The following is a 22,700-nucleotide window of genomic DNA, read 5'->3' as shown; positions in this document are numbered from 1 at the left end:
GCCGGAGGTGCCCGCCCTGTACGACACCGAGGTCCGCCACGTCCGGCGTCAGAGCATGGACCGGCGCTTCACCCACTCCGTCTACCTCTGGCTCGTCGACCTCGACGCGCTGCCGCAGATGCCGGTGTGGCTGCGCCCGTTCGCCCGGTTCGAGGCGCGCGACCACCTCGGCGACCCCGACCGCACCATCCGCCGGAACCTCGACGCCTACCTGGCCACCCACGGCGTCGACCTCGCGGGCGGGCGGGTCCTCATGCTCGCCCACGCCCGGGTGCTCGGGTACGTGTTCAACCCGATCACCGTGTACTGGTGCCACCGGCCCGACGGCGGGCTCGAGTGCGTCGTCGCCGAGGTCCACAACACCTACGGCGAGCGCCACTGCTACCTGCTGCGCACCGACGACGCGGGCCGCGCCGAGACGCCGAAGGACTTCTACGTCTCGCCGTTCCTCACCGTCGAGGGCGACTACCGGATGGTGCTGCCGCTGCCCGGCGAGCGCCTGGCGGTGTCGGTCAGCCTGCGCCAGGACGACGCGACCGCGCTGACGGCCACCGTCACCGGCTCGCGGCGCCCGGCCACCCCCGCCGCGCTGGCCCGGATGCTCGTCCGGCGCCCGCTCGTGACCCACCGCACCTCGGCTCTCATCCGCCGCCACGGCATCGCGCTGTGGCTGCGGCGACTGCCCGTGATCCGCCGGCCGCAGCACGCACCACAGGAAGGCGTCCAGTGACGACCGAACCCTTCAGCCCGACCCCGGTCCGGCGCTCCAACAACCACTTCGTGCCGCGGCCCAACGAAGGGGTGTGGCCGGGTCTGGCCACGCCGCCGCGGGCACCGGGCAAGGCGCGCATCGCCGAGGCGCTGTTCCGCCAGGCGGTCAAGCCGCTGCCGGTGCGGGTGGTGTTCCCGGGCGGCGAGCGCATCGGCTCGGGTGGCCCCGACTCCCCCGTCATGCGCATCGTGCGTCCCGACGCGTTCTTCCACCGCCTCGGCGCGGGCTCGAAGATCGGGTTCGGCGAGTCCTACATGGTCGGCGACTGGACCACCACCGAGCTCGCCGACCTCCTCGCCCCGTTCGCGGCGAAGATGGCGACGCTCATCCCGCCGGTGCTGCAGCGCATCGGGCGGCGCTTCGCCGAGGCCCGCCAGCCCAGCGAGGAGGTCAACACGGTCGAGGGGTCGCGGGAGAACATCCACCGCCACTACGACCTGTCCAACGACCTGTTCGCCACGTTCCTCGACGAGACGATGTCCTACTCCGCCGGCTGGTTCGCCGACGGCAGCGACGACCTCGTGCTCGCCCAGGAGCGCAAGATCGACGGCATCCTGGACATGGCGGGCGTCGGCCCGGACAGCCACGTCCTGGAGATCGGCACCGGCTGGGGCGGCCTGGCCACCCGCGCCGCGCAGCGCGGCGCCCGCGTCACCACCCTGACGATCTCCGCCGAGCAGGCGAAGCTCGCCGAGCAGCGCCTGGAGGCGGCCGGCGTCGCCGACCGCGTACAGGTCCTGCTGCGCGACTACCGCGAGGCCCAGGGCAGCTACGACGCCGTGGTCAGCGTCGAGATGATCGAGGCCGTGGGCGTGGCCTACTGGCCGACGTACTTCGCCGCACTCGACCGCCTGCTCAAGCCCGGCGGCAAGGTCGGCCTGCAGTCGATCACCATGCCGCACGACCGGATGCTGGTGTCGCAGGACGACTACACCTGGATCTCCAAGTACGTCTTCCCGGGCGGGGTGATCCCGTCGATCGAGGCCATCGAGCAGAACCTGCGCGACCACACCGGCCTGCGCATCGCCGAGCGCCGCAGCCTGGGCCCGGACTACGCCCGCACGCTCGCGCACTGGCGCCGCACGTTCCTGGACCGCTGGGAGACCGTCGCCGGCCTCGGCTTCGACGAGACCTTCCGCCGCATGTGGGAGTTCTACCTCGCCTACTGCGAGGCCGGGTTCCGCGTCGGCTACCTCGACGTCCACCAGCTCTCGCTCCAGCACCGCCGCCCGTACTGATCCCCCTCAGGCCGAATCCGGAGACACCACCGTGCCCACTCCCGTCGCCCCGCAGCTCGCCGGGCTCGTCGAGCGCCTCATCGGCGCGCCGCTGCCCATCCGCCTGCGCGCGTGGGACGGCTCCGAGGCGGGCGCGCCCGACGGCCCCGTCGCGATCATCCGGCACCGCCGCGCGCTGCGGCGGCTGCTGTGGAACCCGGGCGAGCTCGGTCTCGCGCGGGCGTTCGTGGCGGGTGAGCTCGACGTCGAGGGCGATGTCGCCGAGGGCCTGTCGCGGTTCTGGAAGCTCGCGCGCAGCCAGGACCTCGGTGCTCTGAGGCTCAGCACCGCCGACAAGCTCGACGCCGCGAAGCTGGCCGGGAAGCTCGGCATCCTGGGCCCGCGCCCGAAGCCCCCGGCGTCGGAGGCCCGGCTCGACGGCGGGCTGCACACCCGCCGCCGCGACCGCGCCGCCATCGCGCACCACTACGACCTCTCCAACGACTTCTACGAGTTCCTCCTCGACCCGCAGATGGCCTACTCCTGCGGCTACTGGACCCAGGAGACGAGCGCGTCCTACGGCCTGCGCGAGGCCCAGACCGACAAGCTCGACCTCATCTGCCGCAAGCTCGGGCTGCAGCCGGGGATGCGCCTGCTCGACGTCGGCTGCGGCTGGGCGTCGCTGCTGATCCACGCCGCGCAGCACTACGGCGTCACGGCCGTCGGGGTCACCCTCAGCGCCGAGCAGCGGGCGTTCGGGATGGCGCGCGTCGAGGCCCTCGGGCTGTCGGAGAAGATCGAGATCCGGCTGCAGGACTACCGAGCCTTGGGAACGGACTCGAGCCCGGACCAGCCCTTCGACGCCATCTCCAGCATCGAGATGGGCGAGCACGTCGGCCAGGACAACTACCCGGTCTACGCCGCGCAGCTGCACAGGCTGCTGCTCCCCCACGGGCGCCTGCTGCTGCAGCAGATGTCGCGCGGCGCAGCGGGCGCCAACACGGCCCCGGGCGGCGGCGCGTTCATGGAGTCCTACGTCGCCCCGGACATGTACATGCGCCCCCTGGGCGAGACGCTGAACTTCCTGGAGGCCGCGGGCCTCGAGGTCGTCGACGTCCACTCCCTGCGCGAGCACTACGTCTGGACCGTCCGGCCGTGGCTCGACACGCTGCAGGACAACAGGGCGGAGGCGGTCCGGCTCGTCGGCGAGGAGCAGTGGCGGGTCTGGCTGCTCTACCTCGCGGGCGCCGCGCTGGCGTTCGAGGAGAACCGGATGGGCGTGCACCAGATGCTCATGGTCCGCCCCGACGCCGACGGCCGCTCCGGCCTGCCCCGCGGGCGCACGTCGACCCTGGGCCGCGACCCGGAGCTCGACCGCGTCGCCGATCAGGGGACCGATCACGTCTCGGTGACGGACGGCGCCCCCACCAACGGATCGGCGCGCGACCTGCTGGCGGGCCCGACACGATGACCGGCATGACTCCGTACCCCTGGGGCGCGGCGTTGACCAACCTGTGGGTCACCGCCGTCGTCGTGCTCGTGCTGTTCGCCGGCGCGCTGTTCGTGGCGCTGGTCGTGCGCGGCAACCGCCACGACGGCATCGACGTCGTCTGGGGTGCGGGGTTCGCGGTCGTCGCGCTCACCTCGTTCGTCCTCGCCCTCGGCGACGGCGACCTCTGGCGCCAGCTGCTCATCACGGCGCTGACCTGCGTCTGGGGCTTCCGGCTCGCCTGGCACATCGAGCGGCGCAACCGCGGCACCGACGAGGACCCGCGCTACGTCGAGATCATGTCCAGGGCGCAGGGCGACCCGGTCGTGCACATCGTCCGCACGGTCTACGTGCCGCAGGCCGTGATCATGTGGGTCGTGTCGCTGCCGGTGCAGCTGGGCCAGTACGGCTACGCCTCCGGCACGCTCGCGACCACGGTCACCGTCCTCGGCGTGCTGTCCTTCGCGGTCGGCTTCTTCTTCGAGACCGTCGGCGACGCCCAGCTCGCCGCGTTCAAGGCCGACCCGGCCAACAAGGGCCAGGTCATGGACCGCGGCCTGTGGCGCTACACCCGCCACCCCAACTACTTCGGCGACGCCGCGGTGTGGTGGGGCCTGACCCTGCTCGCCCTGCACCACCCGGCCGGCCTCATCGGGCTGGTCAGCGCCGCGCTGATGAGCTGGCTGCTGGCCAGGGGCACCGGCGCGAAGCTGCTGGAGTCGACGATCGGCAACCGCCGCCCCGGCTACGTCGAGTACGTGAAGCGCACCAGCGGCTTCTTCCCGCTCCCCCCGCGACAGACCTCCGAGAAGGGATCCACATGAACGTCGGCGACCAGGTCAGCGACTTCGAGCTCCAGGACGAGACGGGCGCACCCCGTCGCCTGTCCGCGCTGCTGCAGAACGGCCCCGTGGTCCTGTTCTTCTACCCCATCGCCTCCAGCGGCGGCTGCACCCAGGAGGCCTGCCACTTCCGGGACCTCGCCGGGGAGTTCGCGGCGCTGGGCGCGCAGCCGGTCGGGATCAGCGGCGACGACGTGACCGCGCAGAGCACCTTCGCCACCGCGCACTCGCTGGGCTACCCGCTGCTGTCCGACGCCGGCAAGAAGGTGGCCAAGGAGCTGGGCGCGAAGCGTTCCTGGCTTCCCGGCGGTCTGCAGACCAAGCGCAAGACCTTCGTCATCGGCCAGGACCGGCGGATCATCGAGGTGATCGCGAGCGAGACCAAGTTCGACATGCACGCCGACGACGCCCTCGCGGCGCTCAAGCGCCACAAGGCGGCCGCGTGAGCTCCGACCACGCCGTGATCGACGGCCGGACGGTCACCTCCTCCGTGGTGGTGGCCGCTCCGGCGGCGGAGGTCTTCGCGCTGCTCGCGAACCCCCACCGCCACCACGAGTTCGACGGCTCGGGCACCGTCCGCGGCGCCACGTCCGGACCGGAGCGGCTGGCGCTGGGCGACCGGTTCGGCATGGACATGAAGATGCGGCTGCCCTACCGGATCACCAACCGCGTGGTCGAGTTCGAGCAGGACCGGCTCATCGGCTGGTGCCACCCGGCGCGCGCGATCTGGCGCTACGAGCTGGAGCCCGTCGACGGCGGCACCCGCGTCACGGAGACGTTCGACTTCACCGGATCGCCCGTGGCCAGGGGCATCGAGCTGTTCGGGATGCACAAGGGCAACGCGAAGTCGATCCGCGACACGCTGCGCCGCCTGCAGACGATCTTCGGGTCGCCCGCGCAGGTGTAGGCCTTCCAGGCCCGTGAGCGGCGATCGTCGCCGGAGCCACGGTTGCCGCTCACGAGTCCCCGGAGCTCGAGCGGGGGGCTCACGGCGAGACCGGGGCGGGCAGTCCCGGGAGGCCGTCGATGCTCGTGGCGTTGCGGGTGGCGTGGTAGGTGCGCAGCTTCTCCTCGCCGCGGGTGTCGGCCCACGCGTCGAGGATGCCGCGCTCCTCCACGAGGTCCATGCGCGGCACGGCGTAGCCGCAGGCGTCGGCGACGCGGGTGACGTCGACGGTGATCACGGCCCGGGCCTGCGGGCGCCGGCTCTCCCCCGCCTCGCCGAACGCCGCGAGCGCGGCGTCGAACCCGGGGTCGGCGGCCAACTCCACGCGCCCGGTGCCGTGCAGGCGCACGATCCGCGGCCCGCCGTCGAACGCGCAGAACATCACGCAGATCCGGCCGTTCTCCCGCAGGTGGGCGATGGTCTCGACGCCGCTGCCGGTGAGGTCGAGGTAGGCGAACGTCAGCGGGTCGACCACCCGGAACGTGCCGATCGTGCCCTTGGGCGAGAGGTTGAGCAGACCGTCGCCGGCGAGCGGGGCGGTGGCGACGAAGAACACCGGCTGGCGCGAGATCCAGGCCGTCATGCGCTCGTCGATGTCGTCGTAGATCTTCGCCATGCCGGTCACGGTCGCACCCGCGGGGCCCGTCCGTCCATGATGTCGGCTGTGACGACCACCCCGACGACCACCCCGACGACGACCCCGGCCTTCGTCCTCGTCCACGGCGCGTTCTGCAGCTCGGCCGTGTGGCGCCGCTGATCACCGACGCCGACGCTGCGACGCCCGGGAACCCGTTCGCCGTGCACGACCTCGACAGCAGCCACGTGGGCGTCCAGCTGCGCCCCGAGGGCCTGGCCGATGCGCTGTTCCGGGGGCTCAGGGCAGGGTGAGGATCTCCGCGCCGTCGGCCGTGACGAGGATGGTGTGCTCGAACTGGGCGGTGCGCGAGCGGTCCTTGGTGACGACGGTCCAGCCGTCGGACCAGATGTCGTAGTCGATCGAGCCGAGGGTGATCATCGGCTCGATCGTGAACGTCATGCCCTCCTCGAGGACCGTGTCGACGTCCGGCTCGTCGTAGTGCAGCACCACGAGACCGCTGTGGAAGCTGCGACCGATGCCGTGGCCGGTGAAGTCGCGGACCACGCCGTAGCCGAAGCGCTTGGCGTAGGACTCGATGACGCGGCCGACGACGTTGAGCTCGCGGCCCGGGCGCACGGCCTTGATCGCGCGCATCATCGCCTCGCGGGTGCGCTCGACGAGCAGGCGGCTCTCCTCGTCGACGTCGCCGGCGAGGAAGGTGGCGTTGGTGTCGCCGTGGACCCCGCCGACGAAGCCGGTGACGTCGATGTTGACGATGTCGCCGTCCTGGATCACGGTCGTGTCCGGGATGCCGTGGCAGATCACCTCGTTGAGGCTGGTGCAGCAGGACTTCGGGAAGCCCTTGTAGCCCAGCGTCGACGGGTAGGCGTCGTGGTCGAGCAGGTACTCGTGCACGACGGCGTCGACCTCGTCGGTGGTGACGCCCGGCGCGACCGCCGCTCCGCCCGCGGCGAGCGCCTGCGCGGCGATCCGGCCGGCGTGGCGCATGAGCTCGATCGTCCCGGCGTCCTGCACCCACGGCTCGGTGCTGCGCGCCGGGGCCTTCTTGCCGACGTACTCCGGCCGCGGGATGTGCGCGGGGACGGGGCGGATCGGCGTGGGCGTACCGGGGGTCAGCAGCGTGCGGGCGGACATGGGCCCAGTGTAGGTCGGCACCGGGAGGGGCGTCCGAGGGCTCAGCGCACGCGGTGGGCGGCTCGCCGGGCCACGACCAGCGACAACGCGCGCCAGCCGAGCATCAGCACGGCGAGCGAGAGCGTGGTCACGATCGCGAAGCTCAGCGGGAGCCGGCCGGTGAACCCGGCCCGCAGCGCCAGCCCGACGACGACGGTGACGGCCAGCACCGCAGCCCCGACCCTGAGTCCCGGCGGGTCGGCGCGCACGTACGGCGTGGCCCACGCGGCGACCGCACCGACCGCGAACGGCGCGGCGGTGCCGGCGAGGCCCCAGAGGTCGCCCGCCTCGGCGTGGTTGAGGCGGCCGACGGCGGCGAACACGACCACCGCCACCAGGTCGGCGGCGAGGGCGAGCGCGGGGATCCGGCTGCGCGACATGGGCCCAGGGTAGGACCCCTGCCCTGGGGACGGCGAACTCGCCGGGAGAGGACGGAGAACCTGCCGGGTGGGGGTCAGGGGGCGGCGCCCAGGAAGCGGGCCGCCGCCGCCACCGCGGGGCCCGACGACCCGCCGTCCACCACCAGCACAGCGAACGCCACGTCGCCGCGGAAGCCGACGAACCAGCCGTGGGCGCGGCCGTCGTCGGTGAACTCCGCCGTGCCGGTCTTGCCGTACACCTCGCCCAGCCCGGCCAGCGCCGTCGCCGAGCCCTCGGTGACCACGGCCCGCATCATCGGTCGGACGACGTCGAGCACCGCCGGGTCCGGCGCGGTCGCGGGCACCAGCGCCTGCGTGGGCTCGTCCTCGATCAGCCGCGGCACCACCGGCGCCCCGTGCGCGACGGTGGCCGCCACCAGCGCCATCCCGAACGGGCTGGCCAGCACCTGGCCCTGCCCGAACCCGTTCTCCGCGCGCTGCACCTCGGCCTGCGCCACCGGCACCGAGCCGGTGATCGTCGTGATCGCGGGGATCGCGAAGTCGGCGCCCAGGCCGAGGGTGAGGGCGGCCTCGGGGAGCGCGCCGGGCGCGAGCCCCGCCCCGATCTGCGCGAACGTCGTGTTGCAGGAACGGGCGAACGCGGTGCGCAGCGGCACGGTGCCGAGGTCGAACTCGTCGATGTTGGGCACCGGGCGCCCGCCGATCGCGAGCGTGCCGGGGCAGGCGACCGGGGTGTCGAGCGCCAGCCCGTCCTCGGCGATGCCCGCCGCGGCCGTCACGATCTTGAAGGTGGAGCCGGGCGGGTAACGGCCTGTGAGCGCCAGCGCCCCCTCGGCGTCGGCTGCCCCGTTCTGCGCGACGGTCAGCACCTCCCCCGTCGACGGCGCGATCGCCACCAGCACCGCCTGCTGCGGGATGGGTTCGACGGCGTCCTCGGCGGCGGTCTGCAGGGCCCGGTCCAGCCCGACCGCGACGGTGGAGCCGGGCCGCGGCGGGGTCTCGGCCAGCGCGGTGATGTCGCCGCCACTGCCGTCGACGACGCGCACCGACCAGCCCGCGACGCCGTCGAGCTGCGGCGCCACCAGGGTGCGGACCGCGGGCAGCACCTGGCGGGCGAACGCGGCGTCGGGGCCCAGCAGCCGCTGCGCCGTGACGAAGCGGACGCCGGGCAGCTCGTAGATCGCGTCCCGCACCGAGCGGTAGTCGGTCTCGCGCAGCACAGCGACGGTGTAGACCTGCCCGTCCGGCGTGCGGGCGGCGCCGTCGGTGATCGAGGCCTGCGTGATGGCCGGGTCCAGCGGGCCCAGCGCCGCCGCCAGCGCCCCGGTGACGGCGGGCAGGTCACCTGCCGCGGTGCGGTCGAGCAGCACCGACACCACCGGCGTCGCCTCCAGCAGCGGCGCGCCGATCCGGTCGACGACGGGCGCGGGCGCCGGGGTCTCGCTGCGCAGGGCGAGCCGCTGGCCGGCCCCGAGCTGCGGGTGGACGACGGTCGGCGCCCAGCGCACCTCCCAGCCGGACTCGCGGTCGCTGTCGGGCGCGAGCTCCAGCTCGCCGAGGTAGCTCCACAGCCGCCCGCCGCCGAGGTCCCACGTGAGATCGACCGAGGCCGTCGCGCGGTCGGTGGCCGTGCGGACCTGCGCCGCCTCCGCCGTCAGGGCCTGTGGCGCCAGCGCGTCCCGGGTGGCGGTGAGCAGGGTGAGCGCGGCCTCGGGGTCGTCGGTCAGCGCCGCCGCCCCGGCGAGGTCCCCTGTGCTCCACGCGGCCACGAACCCCTCGACCGCCTCGTCCGGGCCGCCGCCGAACAGGCCGCAGCCGGCGGTCGCGCCCAGCACCCCCGCCGTGAGGAGCAGGGCGAGGACGCGGCGGGGCACGACCGCGAGTATGCCGACCGGCCGGGCACCACGAGAGGGTGACACGGCGCCCCCTACGATCGGGGTCCCGAGACGTCGGCTCACGCAGTCGACTCAGACGACGCGAAGGCATCCATGCTGATCCAACCGACGCCGCTCGACGGTGCCGCCCTGATCGACCTCAAGCGCCTGGAGGACGACCGCGGCTTCTTCGCCCGGGCCTTCTGCCGCCAGGAGTTCATCGACGCGGGGCTCGACCCCGTCGTCGAGCAGACGAACATCTCGTTCAACCACAAGGCCGGCACGCTGCGCGGGATGCACTTCCAGTTCGACCCGCACCAGGAGACCAAGCTGGTCCGCTGCCTGCGCGGGGCGATCTGGGACGTGATCGTGGACCTGCGCCCCGACTCCCCCACCTTCATGCAGCACTTCGGGGCGGAGCTCACCGAGGACAACATGACCTCGCTACTGGTGCCCAAGGACTTCGGGCACGGCTACATCGCGCTCACCGACGGCGCCACCGTCCACTACCAGGTGAGCACCGCCTACCAGCCCGGCGCCGAGGGCGGCCTGCGCTGGGACGACCCGGAGCTCGCGCTCCCGTGGCCGATCCAGCCCACGGTCGTCTCGCCCAAGGACGCGGCGTGGCCGCTGCTGTCCGAGAAGCCATGGGGCTCGCGATGATCATCACCGACACCGCGCTGCAGCGCCGCGAGGCCGAGGGCCGCCCGATCCGCGTGGGCATGGTCGGCGCCGGCTTCATGGGCCGCGGCCTGGCCAATCACATCATCAACACCGTGCCGGGCATGCTGCTCGTCGCCGTGGCGAACAAGACCCTCGCCAACGCCGAGCGCGCCTACACCGAGGCCGGCGCCACGCCGACCCGCGTGAGCACCGCCGCGGAGATCGACGCCGCGATCACCGCCGCCACCCCCTGCGTGCTCGAGGACGCCTTCGAGCTGCTGGCGGCCGAGCAGATCGACTGCATCGTCGACGTGACGGGCGCGGTCGAGTTCGGTGCGCGCGTCACCGTCGCCGCGATCGAGCGCGGGCTGCCCGTCGTCACCATGAACGCCGAGCTCGACGGCACCGTGGGCCCGCTGCTCGCGCACCGCGCGCGCGAGGCCGGCGTCATCCTCACCGGCGTCGACGGCGACCAGCCCGGCGTGCAGGGCAACCTGATCCGGTTCGTGAAGAGCCTGGGCGTGACGCCGCTGGTGTCGGGCAACATCAAGGGCCTGCAGGACGAGTACCGCAACCCCACGACGCAGAAGGGGTTCGCCGAGAAGTGGGGCCAGGACCCCTACATGGTCACCAGCTTCGCCGACGGCACCAAGGTGTCGTTCGAGGAGGCCATCGTGGCCAACGCGCACGGCTTCACGGTGCCGAAGCGGGGCATGTTCGGCCGCGACCACCACGGCCACGTCGACGAGCTCACCGGCATGTACGACGTCGACCAGCTGCGCGAGCTCGGCGGGATCGTCGACTACGTGGTGGGGTCGCAGCCCGGGCCCGGCATCTACGTCCTGGGCACGCACGACGACCCCAAGCAGCGCCACTACCTCGAGCTCTACAAGCTCGGGAAGGGCCCGCTGTACTCGTTCTACACGCCCTACCACCTCTGCCACTTCGAGGTGCCGAACACGATCGCGCGCGCGGTCGACTTCGCCGACGCCGCGCTCACCCCGCCCGGCGGGCCGCGCGTCGACGTCGTCGCGGGCGTGAAGCGCGACCTCAGGGCGGGCGACACGCTCGACGGGCTGGGTGGCTACGACACCTACGGCCTCGCCGAGTCGACGCCGGTCACGCGCGCCGAGGGGCTGCTGCCGATGGGCGTGGCCGAGGGCTGCGTGCTGCTGCGAGACGTGAAGAAGGACGACGTGCTCACCTACGCCGACGTCACGCTGCCCCCGGGCCGCCTGGTCGACGAGCTGCGCGCGGAGCAGGAGAAGCTCTTCCCGAGCGCCTGAGCACGCGCTCGCGCACGGCACCGGACGCCGCGGCCACCCCGTACTCCAGGGGGCCGCGGCGTCCGGCGTTGCGCAGCACCCCGCCGACGACGATGTGCGCGGTGCAGAGCGTCGGCGGCACCGCTCCCGGACCGGCCGGCACCGCCGCGACCGCACCCGGGAGCAGCAGGCACGCCCTGGTCCGTCCTCCCCCTCGACCCCCGCCTGCGCCGCACCGGTGGCTGATCGCGGCGCGGGTCGTGCAGGGGCTCGGCGGCGGGCTGATCAACCCGGGCTGCGCACCGACCGCGGCCGGGGCGGTGCCCGTGGTCCCCGGGGCGCTCGCGGTGGCCGCGTTCGTCCGGCGCGCGGGGAGCCGGCGGCGTTCGCCGGGCAGCTGCTGCTGGTCGCCATGCTGAGCGCGGACGCGCCCGTCGCCGCGGTGATGGCGGCCGGAGCCGTCATGGGCGTCGGGGTCGGCGCGACGCTCATGCCGACCATCACCGGCGCCACCGGCGGGCTCCCCCAACGACGACATCCCCGGCGGCTCGCCGATCCTCGCGATCTCCCAGCAGGCCCCGCCGACGAGCGCGGTGAGCGCGGCTCAGAACAGGATCGTGGAGAAGCTGGCCACCTGGGTGAAGCCGACGCGCGCGTAGGAGGCGCGGGCGACGTGGTTGAAGCCGTTGACGTACAGGCTCGACACGCGGTTCATCGCGGCCAGGCGCTCCACGACGGCGGCGGTGCCGGCCGTGCCCAGGCCGCGCCCGCGGCAGGCGGGGTGCACCCACACGCCCTGGATCTGCCCGACGCGCGAGGACAGGGCGCCGACCTCGGCCTTGAACACGACCTGGTCGCCCTCGAACCGGGCGAACGCGCGGCCGGCGGCGACGAGCTCGGCGACCCGGGCGCGGTAGCCGGCGCCGCCGTCACCGCCGCGGGGGTCGACGCCGACCTCCTCGGTGAACATCGCGATCGCGGCGGGGAGGTAGCGGTCGAGCTCCTCGGGGCGCACGGCCCGCACGGCCGGGTCGGCCGCCACCGACGGCAGGCCGGCCAGCACCATCAGCGGCTGGTCGGCGCGGACCTCGCGGGCGGGCGCCCAGTGCGGGGCGAGCTCCTCCCACAGCGGCAGGACGAGCTCGGCGCGGCCGACGATGGAGGAGCAGGAGCGCCCGTGGCGGCGCGCGCGGTCGGCGAAGCTGCGCAGCGCCGGGCGCTCACCGCGCAGTGGGACGAGGTTGGCGCCGGAGAAGCAGAGGCCGTCCATGCGCGAGCCGGAGGCCCACACCTCGCCGCCGAGGCGCCAGGGATCGAGACCGGCCACCTCGACGCGCGCGGCGACCATGCAGGAGGCCACCGGATCCGCGTCGAGCGCGGCGCGGACGACCGGGCGTTCCCGGTCGTCGAGAAGCCGGGCACCGGCGACTCTGAGCACCTGTCTACGGTGTCATACCGGCGCTCCGATGCCCACGGCGGATCAGCGTGCGGTCAGCCGACCGACACCTGGGGTTCGCCGGAAGCCTCCATCGTCTCGGCCAGCTTCATGGCCTCCTCGATGAGCGTCTCGACGATGGCGTGCTCCGGGACGGTCTTGATGACCTCGCCCTTGACGAAGATCTGGCCCTTGCCGTTGCCCGAGGCGACGCCGAGATCGGCCTCGCGGGCCTCTCCCGGACCGTTGACGACGCAGCCCATGACGGCGACGCGCAGCGGCACCTCCATGCCCGTGAGCCCGGCGGTGACCTCGTCGGCCAGCTTGTAGACGTCGACCTGCGCGCGGCCGCACGACGGGCACGACACGATCTCGAGCTTGCGGGGGCGCAGGTTGAGCGACTGCAGGATCTGCGTACCGACCTTGACCTCCTCGACGGGCGGGGCCGAGAGCGAGACGCGGATCGTGTCGCCGATGCCCTGGCGCAGCAGTGCCCCGAATGCGACGGCCGACTTGATCGTGCCCTGGAACGCCGGCCCGGCCTCGGTGACGCCGAGGTGCAGCGGATAGTCGCACTGCTCGGCCAGGAGCTCGTAGGCGCGGATCATCACGACGGGATCGTTGTGCTTGACCGAGATCTTGAGGTCGTGGAAGTCGTGCTCGGCGAACAGGGACGCCTCCCACATCGCCGACTCGGCCAGCGCCTCGGGCGTGGCCTTGCCGTACTTCTCCAGCAGTCGCTTGTCGAGCGAGCCCGCGTTGACGCCGATCCGGATCGGGGTGCCGCGGTCGCGGGCGGCGCGCGCGATCTCCTTGACCTGGTCGTCGAACTTGCGGATGTTGCCCGGGTTCACGCGCACCGCGGCGCAGCCGGCGTCGATCGCGGCGAACACGTACTTGGGCTGGAAGTGGATGTCGGCGATCACCGGGATCTGGCTCTTGGCCGCGATCGCGGGCAGCGCGTCGGCGTCGTCCTGGCTGGGGCAGGCGACGCGCACGATGTCGCAGCCCGCCGCGGTGAGCTCGGCGATCTGCTGCAGCGTGGCGTTGACGTCGGAGGTCAGGGTGGTGGTCATCGACTGCACCGAGATCGGGTGGTCCGACCCCACGCCGACGGCCCCGACCTGCAGCTGACGGGTCTTCCGCCGGTCGTGGAGGGTCGGTGCGGGAGGAACGGGCATACCCAGGGAGACGCTCACGACCTCGAGTATCCCCCGTACCGCCGGGCGCCGCCGCTCACCGTGTCGGGAAGCACCACCCTTTGCTCTGCACACCGATGCGCACCACCGGACCCGGTGCGTATCGGTGTGCAGAGCAAAGGGTGCGTCAGGTGCGGCCCTGGCGCTCCTGCGCGCTCTGCAGCGTGGAGGAGTGCGGCAGCCACGTCGCCAGCTCCACCGGCCAGCCGTCGGCCTCCAGCACCGCGACGACGGCCGGGTCGTCGTCGATCACCGACACGATGTCGCGGGTGGCCGAGAGCCGTCGCAGCACCTCGCGCTTCATCCACCGCGCCGGGCGGTGGTCGTCGTCGCTGCGCATGACCAGCGGGCCCGTGGGCAGGTCGTGGCGGGCCAGCCAGCGCTCGGTGAGGCGGCGGGTGCGCTCGGGGCGCCCGGTCAGGTACAGCACGTCGTGGTCGACCAGCGCGGCGCGCAGCCGGTCGGCGCCCTCGACGAGCAGCGGGTCGCGGTCGGCGGCCTGGAAGAACCGCTCCCAGCGCTGCGGCCGGGCGCGCAGGTGGTGCAGCCGGTGGGTGACGTCCGCCAGCACGCCGTCGACGTCGAACACCGCCAGCGGACGCGTGTCGGGCTCGGGAGCGACGCTCACTGGAACAGCCGCACGGGATTGATCACGTCGGCGACCAGCAGCAGCCCGCTCCACACGATGAACACCATCGCCACGACGTAGGCCACCGGCATCAGCTTCGCCACGTCGACCGGCCCGGGGTCGGGCCGCCCGCGCAGGCGCCAGATGCGCTTCTTCACGGCCTCCCAGATCGCCGGGAAGATCTGCCCGCCGTCGAGCGGCGGGATGGGCAGCAGGTTGAACAGGAACAGCGAGATGTTGACGGCCGCGAGCAGGCTCAGCAGCAGCGACGCCTCGGCGACGAACGGGATCTCCTGCTCCAGCACCTCGCCGCCGATGCGCGAGACGCCCACGATCCCGATCGGCCCGTTCACGTCGCGCTCCTCGCCGAGGAACACCGACCCGAACAGCCCCGGCACGCGCGAGGGCAGCTCCGCGATGGCCTGCCCGGTGCGCCCGACGACGTCCCCTATCTCGACGAACACCGCGCCCAGGCTCTGCCGCTCGTAGTCCTGCAGCAGCCCGATGCCGAGGAAGTTGCCCTCGACGATCTGCGTGGGGTCGTCGACGGAGGCCACCAGGTTGCGGATCGGCGTCGGAGTGAGGTCGAGGCGCTGCCCGTCGCGCAGGACCGTGACGACGACCGGCCCGGTGCTCTGCTGGATCGCCGCGCGCAGCTCCTCGCCGTCGAAGCGCGAGAACTGCTGCCCGTCGAGCGCGAGGATCTCGTCGCCCGCGCGGAAGCCGGCCACCGCCGCCGGGGTGGGCGGCGCGCCGACGGGGCAGCTCGTGGTGGTGGAGTCGGCCGGCAGGACGCACTCGCTGACGGCGCTCACCGTGGTGGTGCCGGTGTTCATCCCGATGCCCATGAGCAGCACCGCGAACAGCAGCACCGCGAGGATCAGGTTCATGACCGGCCCGGCGGCCATCACGACGATCCGCTTCCAGGGCTTGCGCAGGTAGAACTGCCGGTGGGCGTCCTCGGGGCGCACGTCCATCGCCGACTGCCTGCGCACGTCGTCGATGAGGCCCTGGAACGGGCCGGTGCGCCGGCTGCTGCCCAGCAGCTCGCCGCGGGCGGGCGGGATCATGCCGATCATGCGGATGTAGCCGCCGAGCGGGATCGCCTTGAGGCCGTACTCGGTCTCGCCCCGCTTGGTCGACCAGATCGTCCTCCCGAACCCGACCATGAACTCGGGCACCTTGATGCCGAACCAGCGCGCGGTGACGAAGTGCCCCAGCTCGTGCCAGAACACCGAGAACAGGATCCCGACGAAGAAGATCAGGATGCCGAGCACGAACATCATCCGGGCACTCCCGTCGCCTCCCGGGCGTGTGCCCGGGCCCAGTCCTCCGCCGCCAGCACGTCGTCCACGCTAGCGGGGTCGCCGGTCCAGTCCCCCGCGGCGTCGAGGACGCGGTCGAGCAGGTCGGTGATGCCGGTGAACGACAGCGCCCCGGCGACGAACGCGGCCACCGCCTCCTCGTTGGCCGCGTTGAGCACCGCGGGCAGGCAGCCCCCGGCTTCCCCCGCGCGGCGGGCGAGCCGCACGCCGGTGAACGCGTCCTCGTCGAGGGGCTCGAACGACCAGGTCTGCGGCGCGGCCCAGGTGCACGGCCGCGCCGCGCCATCGAGGCGCTCGGGCCAGCCCAGGGCCAGCGCGATCGGCAGCGTCATGTCCGGCGGGCTGGCCTGCGCGAGCGTCGAGCCGTCGACGAAGGTGACCATCGAGTGCACGATCGACTGCGGGTGCACCACGACGTCGATCCGGTCGTAGGGCACGTCGAACAGCAGGTGCGCCTCGATGACCTCGAGCCCCTTGTTGATCAGGGTCGCCGAGTTGATCGTGATGACCGGGCCCATCGCCCAGGTCGGATGGGCCAGCGCCTCGTCGACGGTGACACCGTCGAGGTCGGCCCGCGCGCGCCCGCGGAACGGGCCGCCCGACGCCGTGAGCACGAGCGTCGCGACCTCCTCGGCGCGGCCGCCGCGCAGGCACTGCGCCAGCGCGGAGTGCTCGGAGTCGACCGGCACGATCTGCCCGGGCGCGGCGGCGCCGGTGACCAGCGCCCCGCCCGAGACCAGCGACTCCTTGTTGGCCAGCGCGAGCACGGCGCCCGACCGCAGCGCGGCCAGCGTCGGACCCAGGCCGACGGACCCGGTGATGCCGTTGAGGACGATGTCGGCGCCCGCGCCCTCGGTGAGCTCGGTGGCCGCGCCGGGACCCGACAGCACCTCGACGCCGCGCAGCCCGGTGGACGGCAGGGCACGGCGCAGCACGTCGGCCGCGGCGCGGTCGGCCACCGCGACCCGCCGGACGCCGTGGCGGCGGATCTGCTGCAGCAGCAGCGTGACGTCGCCGCCGCCCGCGGCGAGGCCGGCGACGGTGAAGCGGTCGTGGTGGGCGTCGAGCAGGTCGAGCGCCTGCGTGCCCACGGAGCCGGTGGAGCCCAGCACGAGCACGGATCGGGTGTTCATCACCGACCATCATCCTCGCGGCCGTCCTGTGCCACCATGTGACCCGCACGCGAGATCAGGAGGACACCCGTGGCGAACGATTCCCGAGAGCTGGTCCAGCGCACGGACGGCGTCGACCCCCAGGAGGAGCCGTCGGTCGAGTGGGGCTGGCACGGCGGGTTCCCGCGCGGGTCGATCATCGCCGGCTGGACCGTCGTCGTGATCATGTTCATCATGCTGATCGGCAACCACACCGGGCGCACCGAGGACATCTGGCTGATCGGCACCGGCATCCTCCTGGCCGCCGCGCTGGTCCTGCAGTCGGTGCGCAAGCGCAACGCCTGGCGACGCTGAGCGCCGCGCCGTGGCCGGGCCGGCGATCGAGCTCGAGGTCGGCGACCGCACCGTCCGGCTGAGCAACCCCGACCGCGTCTACTTCCCCGCCCGCGGCGAGACCAAGCTCGACCTCGCCCGGTACTACCTCGCCGTGTCCGACGGCATCGTGCGCGCCCTGCGCGACCGGCCCTGCATGCTGCACCGCTTCCCCACCGGCGTCACGGGCGAGAAGGTGCACCAGAAGCGGCTGCCGCGGGGCGCGCCCGACTGGGTCGAGACCGTGCGCGTGCACTTCCCGCGCTGGAACCGCACCGCCGACGAGCTGTGCGTGCAGCACCCGGCCGACGTCGTGTGGGCGGTGCAGATGTCCACCGTCGAGTTCCACCCCTGGAACTCGCGGCGCGACCACGTCGAGCAGCCCGACGAGTGGCGCATCGACCTCGACCCCATGCCCGAGGCGTCCTACGACGACGTGCGGCGCGTGGCGCACGTCGTCCACGAGATCCTCGACGAGCTGGGCGCCACGGGTTTCCCCAAGACCTCCGGGGGCTCGGGGATGCACGTCTACGTGCGGATCCCGCCCGAGCACGGCTTCGCCGACGTCCGCCGCTCCGCCCACGCGTTCGCCCGCGAGGTGGGGCGCCGCTGCGAGCTGGTCGACCTCACGTGGTGGCGCAAGGACCGCGACCCGGCCTCGGTGTTCGTCGACTACAACCAGAACGCCCGCGACCACACGATCCGCAGCGCCTACTCCGTGCGTGGCGTGCCCGAGGCCGTCGTGTCGACGCCGATCCGCTGGGACGAGATCGACGACGCCGACCCGCGCGACTTCACCATCGCCACCGTCCCCGCCCGGTTCGCCGAGCTGGGCGACCTGCACACCGGCATCGACGAGGCCGTGTTCCCCCTGGCCCCGCTGCTGGAGTGGGCCGACCGCGACGCGCACGAGGGCGCCGAGGAACCGCCGGATCCCCCGGACCTCGACTGATCAGCGATGAGGCCGCCCCACCAGGGCCTCGAGCACCGCCCGTGCCCGCCGGGGGTCGAGCCCGCCGCCGGAGACCCGCAGCAGCAGGCCGTCGACGCCGGCGGTGAAGGCCGTGGCGGCGGCCCGGTCGCCGTCCCCGTCCGCGTCGGCCTCCCCGTCCGCGCCCCGGACCAGCCGCCGCGCCAGCGCGTCGAGGGAGCCCCACCAGCGGTCGAGCTCCCCGCGCAGCGCCGGGCGGCGGGCGGCGAGCAGGCACAGCTCGTACTCGGCGAGCGCGTGCTCCGCGCTGCCCGCCACGAGCGCGGCGAGGCCGTCGAGCGCACCCTCCCGGTCGGCCGGCAGGGCGTCCACGGCGGCGACCCACCGGTCGTTGACGTCGAGCAGCGCGGCCACCAGCAGGTCGTCGACGGTCGGGAAGTAGTACAGGACGGCCGTCGGCGGCACACCGGCCTCGGCGGCGACGGCCCGCTGCGTCACCGCCGACGCCCCCTCCCGGCCGACGACCCGCAGCGCGGCGTCGAGCAGGGCGCGGCGCCGGGCTTCCCCCTTGCGCCGCCGCCGGTCCGGCCGCTCGGGCGCGCGTCCCTCAGGCGGCATGCGACGCGCCGCCGAGCTCCAGGGCGAAGACCCCGCAGATCACCAGCCCGATGCCCCCGACCTGCACCCACGTCAGCGACTCGCCGAGGAACGCCACGCCGATGAGCGCGATCAGGGCGACGCCGACGGCGGCCCACACGCCGTACGCCACCCCGATCGCCATCCCCCGCGTGAGCGCCTGCGACAGCGCGTAGAACGCCGTGCCGTAGCCCAGCGCCACGATGATCGAGGGCATCAGCTTCGTGAACCCCTCGGAGAACCGCAGGGCCACGGTGCCCGTCACCTCGGCCACGATCGCGCCGATCAACCAGAACCACATGCGGACCTCCGAGCAAATTGGAGCAGATGCTCCAGATCCTACGCCAGCGCGCGCACCGACTCGTCCCACAAGCGCGCGGCGGCCTCGAGGTCGAGCGCGTAGGCGGCCACCCCGGTGCGGTGGCCGGGGCGGTGCAGGTCGGCCTCGGCGCAGTCCTCGAAGTAGCGCCCGGACACGCCCCCGACCACCGGCGACCCGGCGAGCAGCGCCGAGGTCGCGGCGCCCTGGGCGACGGTCTTCCAGCGCAGGGCACGGCCGGGGCCGCTCGCCGCGCGCTGCCGGTCGAGTTCGGCGGCGCTCACGTGGCGCTGCAGGTTGGTGCGGATCCCGCCGGGCATCAGGGCGTTGGCCGTGATCCCGTCATCGGCCCAGCGGCGGGCCGCCTCGACCGCGAACAGGACGTTGGCCGTCTTCGACTGCCCGTAGGCGGTCCACGGGTCGTAGGGCCGCCCGATGTAGTGCACGTCGTCGAACACGACCGGCGAGCGCAGGTGCGCGCTCGAGCTGACCGAGACGATGCGGGCGTCCCCGGCCGCGGCCATCGCCAGGTGCAGGCCCGTGGCCAGGGCGAAGTGCCCCAGGTGGTTGGTCGCGAACTGCAGCTCCCAGCCCTCGCGCGTGCGCGTCTCCGGCGCGGCCATGACGCCGGCGTTGTTCACGAGCACGTGCAGCGGTCCGTCCCAGAGGCGGACAAAGGAGGCGATCGAGGCGCGGTCGGCCAGGTCTAGCGACGCGACCTGCACGTGGTCGTTGCCGGTGCTCGCGACGATGTCGGACGCCGTGCGGACGCCCGCGTCGACGTCGCGGACGGCCAGGGTGACCTCGGCGCCGGCGCCGGCCAGCGCGCGGGCGGTCTCGACGCCGATGCCGGAGGCGCCGCCGGTCACGATCACGCGACGGCCGGACAGGTCGACGCCCGCGAGGACCTCGGCGGCGGTGGAGGTGGCGGTGAATCCGGTGCTGACACGGGATGCGGTGGTCATGTCCCGTTCCTCTCGTGGCCGGTAGCCTGGTAGCGGAGGAACCTCCGTTACGAGTCGTACAAGCGGAGGGCCCTCCGCTTCATTCCGAGAGGGAGATGTGACGCCGGACACAGGCACGCGGCCGATGCGGGCCGACGCGCGCCGCAACCGCGACCGCCTGGTCTCCGCCGCCGTGCGCGCGTTCTCCGACGGGCGTCCCGAGGTCACGCTGGAGGCGGTGGCCCGCGACGCCGGTGTCGGCATCGGCACGCTGTACCGCCACTTCCCCACCCGCGAGGCACTGGTCGAGGCGGCGTACCGCACCGAGCTCGCCCGGCTGTGCGACGCCGCGGGCGAGCTGCTGGCCGACCGGCCTCCCGAGCGCGCGCTGCGGGCGTGGATGGACCGCTTCGTCGCCTACGCCACCGCCAAGCGCGGCATGGCCGACGCGCTGCGCGCCCTCGTCGCCTCGGGCGGCGACCCGTTCGCGGAGACCCGCGGTCGGCTGCTCGCCGCGGTCGCGTCGCTGCTCGACGCGGGGGTGCGCGCCGGCACCGTCCGCGACGACGTCGAGGCCGACGACGTGCTCGCGAGCCTCTCGGGCGTCTCGCTGGCCGCCGGTGACGCCGCGCAGGCCGGCCGCATGCTCGACCTGCTCGCGCACGGGCTGATCACCCGTCCGCCGCGCTGAGCGCGCGCAGCCGCCCGAACTCCTCCGCCATCGCCTGCACCGACCAGTGCGCGTTGAGGCCGCTGGGGTTGGGCAGCACGTACACGCGCGTGGCGTCCCAGCTGCCCTCCTGCGGGCCGACGGCGGCGTGGCGCGCGCCGAACGCGGTGCGGTAGGCGGTGATGCCGACGACGGCGAGCCACCGCGGCCGGTGCTGCGCCACCAGGGTCCGCAGCCGCATCCCGCCCGCGACGACCTCCTCGTCGGTGAGCTCGTCGGCGCGGGCCGAGGCGCGGGCGACCATGTTCGTGATGCCCAGGCCCAGCGCCGGGAGCTCCCCCTGCTCGTCGGGCCGCAGCTGCCGCGGCGTGAACCCGGACCGGTGCAGCACGGGCCAGAACCGGTTGCCCGGGCGCGCGAAGTGGTGCCCGGTGACCGCGGAGACCAGGCCGGGGTTGATGCCGCAGAACAGCACGCGCAGCGGCGGGTCGCCCGGCCCGGGCAGGACGTCGGGGATCGTCAGGGCGCGCGCGGCCTCCAGCTCGGCGCGGGTCCAGCTCACGTCCGCCGCACCGAGACCGCCGGGCCGCGCTCGTCCGCGACGACCCGGACGTCGCCGAACCCGTACTGCTCCAGTGCCGTCGTGACCACCCCGGCCACCCGCGCGGGTTCCTGCGGCCCGGCCCCGTAGCAGACGTCCAGCGCGCCGGGCAGGTCCAGCCCGATCCCCAGGAGGCGGTCGGCGGACTGCGGTTCGAGGACCTCCGGGGCCGGCCGGACACGATCGGGCACGCGCACGCCCCCACCTTGCCCGACGGTGCAGGATGGCGGGCGTGGACCTGCCCGTGATGCCCCCGGTCAAGCCGATGCTGGCCAAGCCCGTGGCCGCCGTGCCCGAGGGGCAGCTCTACGAGCCCAAGTGGGACGGCTTCCGGTCGATCATCTTCCGCGACGGCGACGAGGTCGAGATCGGCAGCCGCAACGAGAAGCCGATGACGCGGTACTTCCCCGAGGTCGTCGAGGCCGTCAAGGCCAACTTCCCGGAGCGCGCGGTCGTCGACGGCGAGATCGTCGTGCTCGACCGGGAGCACAACACGCTCGACTTCGAGGTCCTGCAGCACCGGATCCACCCGGCGGCGAGTCGCGTGACGATGCTGTCGGAGACCACCCCGGCCAGCTTCGTCGCGTTCGATCTGCTGGCCCTGGGCGACGACGACCTCACCGGCCTGCCGTTCGAGCAGCGCCGCGCGGCGCTGGAGCGCGCCCTCGCCGACGCGCGCCCGCCCGTCCACGTCACGCCGCTGACGTCGGACCACACGCTCGCGCAGCAGTGGTTCGAGCAGTTCGAGGGTGCCGGGCTCGACGGCCTCATCGCGAAGAAGCCCGATCAGCCCTACCAGCCCGACAAGCGCGTGATGGCCAAGATCAAGCACGAGCGCACGGCCGACTGCGTGGTGGCGGGCTACCGCGTGCACAAGTCCGGGCCCGACGTCATCGGCTCGCTGATGCTCGGGCTCTACCAGGAGAACGGGCACCTCGCGAGCGTCGGCGTGATCGGGGCGTTCCCGATGGCGCGGCGGCGCGAGCTGTTCGAGGAGCTGCAGGAGCTCGTCACCACCTTCGACGACCACCCGTGGGCGTGGGCGAAGCAGGAGGACGGCGAGCGCACCCCGCGCAAGGCCGAGGCCAGCCGGTGGAACAGCGGCAAGGACCTGTCGTTCGTCCCGCTGCGCCCCGAGCGGGTCGTCGAGGTGCGCTACGACTACATGGAGGGCGTGCGGTTCCGGCACACCGCGCAGTTCGTCCGCTGGCGCCCCGACCGGCAGCCGGAGTCGTGCACCTACGCGCAGCTGGAACAGGCCGTCGACTTCGACCTGGCCGAGGTGCTCGGGCTCCCCCGCTGACCGGTC

At 73.5% G+C, this 22,700-nt stretch carries 27 protein-coding genes; 13 read left to right on the top strand and 14 right to left on the bottom strand.

Features of this window, described 5'->3' with window-relative positions; genetic code table 11:
- The first annotated feature begins 7 nt into the window (after positions 1-7).
- The 6 genes from I4I82_RS22930 to I4I82_RS22905 are packed head-to-tail and all read left to right on the top strand — an operon-like array spanning position 8 to position 5,227.
- Positions 8-730 carry a DUF1365 domain-containing protein gene (locus I4I82_RS22930; RefSeq protein WP_218589131.1) on the top strand — a complete coding sequence of 241 codons (723 nt, stop codon included), beginning with the start codon at positions 8-10 and terminating at the stop codon, positions 728-730.
- The gene (locus I4I82_RS22925) at positions 727-2,010 is read left to right on the top strand and encodes an SAM-dependent methyltransferase (protein ID WP_218589113.1); all 1,284 of its coding nucleotides are present in this window, start codon (positions 727-729) and stop codon (positions 2,008-2,010) included. Before I4I82_RS22930 ends, I4I82_RS22925 begins: the two co-directional genes overlap by 4 nt.
- A 31-nt stretch (positions 2,011-2,041) precedes the next feature.
- Positions 2,042-3,460: an SAM-dependent methyltransferase gene (locus I4I82_RS22920; RefSeq protein WP_218589112.1), complete on the top strand. Its 1,419-nt coding sequence runs from the start codon at positions 2,042-2,044 to the stop codon at positions 3,458-3,460.
- A gap of 5 nt (positions 3,461-3,465) precedes the next feature.
- Positions 3,466-4,302, top strand: coding sequence for a DUF1295 domain-containing protein (locus tag I4I82_RS22915; protein WP_225920653.1), 837 nt, complete (start codon positions 3,466-3,468; stop codon positions 4,300-4,302).
- Positions 4,299-4,766: a peroxiredoxin gene (locus tag I4I82_RS22910; RefSeq protein WP_218589110.1), complete on the top strand. Its 468-nt coding sequence runs from the start codon at positions 4,299-4,301 to the stop codon at positions 4,764-4,766. The genes I4I82_RS22915 and I4I82_RS22910 overlap by 4 nt, the downstream gene beginning before the upstream one ends.
- Positions 4,763-5,227, top strand: a complete 465-nt coding sequence (locus tag I4I82_RS22905) for an SRPBCC family protein (RefSeq protein WP_226370204.1) — start codon at positions 4,763-4,765, stop codon at positions 5,225-5,227. Before I4I82_RS22910 ends, I4I82_RS22905 begins: the two co-directional genes overlap by 4 nt.
- Before the next feature lie 79 nt (positions 5,228-5,306).
- Here the strand turns inward: I4I82_RS22905 and I4I82_RS22900 are convergent, their stop codons facing one another.
- A complete protein-coding gene (locus I4I82_RS22900) occupies positions 5,307-5,882 on the bottom strand; it encodes a pyridoxamine 5'-phosphate oxidase family protein (protein WP_218589109.1) in 576 nt (191 codons plus the stop codon).
- Positions 5,883-6,010: 128 nt separating this feature from the next.
- Here I4I82_RS22900 and I4I82_RS22895 point away from each other — a divergent pair, with 128 nt between their 5' ends.
- Positions 6,011-6,154, top strand: a complete 144-nt coding sequence (locus I4I82_RS22895; RefSeq protein WP_218589108.1) for a hypothetical protein — start codon at positions 6,011-6,013, stop codon at positions 6,152-6,154.
- On the opposite strand, the gene map is transcribed toward I4I82_RS22895, so the two are convergent.
- The 3 genes from map to I4I82_RS22880 form a co-directional block, all read right to left on the bottom strand.
- Positions 6,141-6,998 carry a type I methionyl aminopeptidase gene (map, locus tag I4I82_RS22890; RefSeq protein ID WP_218589107.1) on the bottom strand — a complete coding sequence of 286 codons (858 nt, stop codon included), beginning with the start codon at positions 6,996-6,998 and terminating at the stop codon, positions 6,141-6,143. The genes I4I82_RS22895 and map overlap by 14 nt on opposite strands.
- A gap of 41 nt (positions 6,999-7,039) precedes the next feature.
- Entirely contained in the window at positions 7,040-7,417 is a 378-nt protein-coding gene (locus I4I82_RS22885) for a DUF3054 domain-containing protein (protein WP_218589106.1), read from the bottom strand.
- Positions 7,418-7,491: 74 nt separating this feature from the next.
- Positions 7,492-9,291, bottom strand: a complete 1,800-nt coding sequence (locus tag I4I82_RS22880) for a penicillin-binding transpeptidase domain-containing protein (protein ID WP_218589105.1) — start codon at positions 9,289-9,291, stop codon at positions 7,492-7,494.
- Positions 9,292-9,405: 114 nt separating this feature from the next.
- On the opposite strand from I4I82_RS22880, the gene rfbC reads away from it, so the two are divergent.
- Positions 9,406-9,954 carry a dTDP-4-dehydrorhamnose 3,5-epimerase gene (rfbC, locus tag I4I82_RS22875; RefSeq protein ID WP_218589104.1) on the top strand — a complete coding sequence of 183 codons (549 nt, stop codon included), beginning with the start codon at positions 9,406-9,408 and terminating at the stop codon, positions 9,952-9,954.
- Positions 9,915-11,240 carry an NAD(P)H-dependent oxidoreductase gene (locus I4I82_RS22870; protein WP_226370203.1) on the top strand — a complete coding sequence of 442 codons (1,326 nt, stop codon included), beginning with the start codon at positions 9,915-9,917 and terminating at the stop codon, positions 11,238-11,240. Before rfbC ends, I4I82_RS22870 begins: the two co-directional genes overlap by 40 nt.
- A 583-nt stretch (positions 11,241-11,823) precedes the next feature.
- Here I4I82_RS22870 and I4I82_RS22865 read toward each other — a convergent pair.
- The 5 genes from I4I82_RS22865 to dxr all read right to left on the bottom strand — a co-directional run bounded on the left by I4I82_RS22865 (position 11,824) and on the right by dxr (position 16,939).
- Positions 11,824-12,657 (bottom strand): GNAT family N-acetyltransferase, encoded by an 834-nt coding sequence (locus tag I4I82_RS22865; protein ID WP_218589103.1) that lies wholly within the window; start codon positions 12,655-12,657, stop codon positions 11,824-11,826.
- Between the two features lie 53 nt (positions 12,658-12,710).
- A complete protein-coding gene (ispG, locus tag I4I82_RS22860) occupies positions 12,711-13,853 on the bottom strand; it encodes a flavodoxin-dependent (E)-4-hydroxy-3-methylbut-2-enyl-diphosphate synthase (RefSeq protein WP_218589102.1) in 1,143 nt (380 codons plus the stop codon).
- Positions 13,854-13,980: 127 nt separating this feature from the next.
- Positions 13,981-14,481 carry a phosphatase domain-containing protein gene (locus I4I82_RS22855; RefSeq protein WP_218589101.1) on the bottom strand — a complete coding sequence of 167 codons (501 nt, stop codon included), beginning with the start codon at positions 14,479-14,481 and terminating at the stop codon, positions 13,981-13,983.
- Positions 14,478-15,767 (bottom strand): M50 family metallopeptidase, encoded by a 1,290-nt coding sequence (locus I4I82_RS22850; protein WP_218589100.1) that lies wholly within the window; start codon positions 15,765-15,767, stop codon positions 14,478-14,480. The genes I4I82_RS22855 and I4I82_RS22850 overlap by 4 nt, the downstream gene beginning before the upstream one ends.
- On the bottom strand, positions 15,764-16,939 hold the full coding sequence (gene dxr / locus I4I82_RS22845; protein WP_218589099.1) for a 1-deoxy-D-xylulose-5-phosphate reductoisomerase: 1,176 nt from the start codon (positions 16,937-16,939) through the stop codon (positions 15,764-15,766). Before dxr ends, I4I82_RS22850 begins: the two co-directional genes overlap by 4 nt.
- Positions 16,940-17,008: 69 nt before the next feature.
- On the opposite strand from dxr, the gene I4I82_RS22840 reads away from it, so the two are divergent.
- On the top strand, positions 17,009-17,272 hold the full coding sequence (locus tag I4I82_RS22840) for a DUF2631 domain-containing protein (RefSeq protein WP_218589098.1): 264 nt from the start codon (positions 17,009-17,011) through the stop codon (positions 17,270-17,272).
- Between the two features lie 10 nt (positions 17,273-17,282).
- Positions 17,283-18,242, top strand: coding sequence for a non-homologous end-joining DNA ligase (gene ligD, locus I4I82_RS22835; RefSeq protein ID WP_218589097.1), 960 nt, complete (start codon positions 17,283-17,285; stop codon positions 18,240-18,242).
- Here ligD and I4I82_RS22830 read toward each other — a convergent pair whose 3' ends face one another.
- Genes I4I82_RS22830 through I4I82_RS22820 form a run of 3 tightly spaced genes read right to left on the bottom strand, consistent with a single transcriptional unit; the run spans position 18,243 to position 20,141 of the window.
- Positions 18,243-18,839, bottom strand: coding sequence for a TetR/AcrR family transcriptional regulator (locus I4I82_RS22830; RefSeq protein WP_218589096.1), 597 nt, complete (start codon positions 18,837-18,839; stop codon positions 18,243-18,245).
- Complete coding sequence (locus I4I82_RS22825) at positions 18,829-19,158, bottom strand: DMT family transporter (protein ID WP_218589095.1); 330 nt, start codon at positions 19,156-19,158, stop codon at positions 18,829-18,831. Before I4I82_RS22825 ends, I4I82_RS22830 begins: the two co-directional genes overlap by 11 nt.
- A gap of 38 nt (positions 19,159-19,196) precedes the next feature.
- Complete coding sequence (locus tag I4I82_RS22820; RefSeq protein WP_218589094.1) at positions 19,197-20,141, bottom strand: SDR family NAD(P)-dependent oxidoreductase; 945 nt, start codon at positions 20,139-20,141, stop codon at positions 19,197-19,199.
- 124 nt (positions 20,142-20,265) lie between these two features.
- Here I4I82_RS22820 and I4I82_RS22815 point away from each other — a divergent pair, with 124 nt between their 5' ends.
- Positions 20,266-20,811, top strand: coding sequence for a TetR/AcrR family transcriptional regulator (locus tag I4I82_RS22815; RefSeq protein WP_218589093.1), 546 nt, complete (start codon positions 20,266-20,268; stop codon positions 20,809-20,811).
- Here the strand turns inward: I4I82_RS22815 and mug are convergent.
- Together mug and I4I82_RS22805 are read right to left on the bottom strand one after the other, a co-directional pair.
- Positions 20,792-21,352 carry a G/U mismatch-specific DNA glycosylase gene (gene mug, locus I4I82_RS22810; protein ID WP_218589092.1) on the bottom strand — a complete coding sequence of 187 codons (561 nt, stop codon included), beginning with the start codon at positions 21,350-21,352 and terminating at the stop codon, positions 20,792-20,794. The two genes, I4I82_RS22815 and mug, sit on opposite strands and share 20 nt — an antisense overlap.
- Positions 21,349-21,588 (bottom strand): hypothetical protein, encoded by a 240-nt coding sequence (locus I4I82_RS22805; protein ID WP_218589091.1) that lies wholly within the window; start codon positions 21,586-21,588, stop codon positions 21,349-21,351. Before I4I82_RS22805 ends, mug begins: the two co-directional genes overlap by 4 nt.
- Before the next feature lie 35 nt (positions 21,589-21,623).
- Between I4I82_RS22805 and I4I82_RS22800 the strand changes: the two genes are divergently transcribed.
- Positions 21,624-22,694, top strand: a complete 1,071-nt coding sequence (locus I4I82_RS22800; RefSeq protein ID WP_218589090.1) for an ATP-dependent DNA ligase — start codon at positions 21,624-21,626, stop codon at positions 22,692-22,694.
- Positions 22,695-22,700: the final 6 nt, after the last annotated feature.

Source organism: Pseudonocardia oceani (assembly GCF_019263585.2).
GTDB lineage: Bacteria > Actinomycetota > Actinomycetes > Mycobacteriales > Pseudonocardiaceae > Pseudonocardia > Pseudonocardia oceani.
This window is presented reverse-complemented; position numbering and strand designations above follow the sequence as displayed.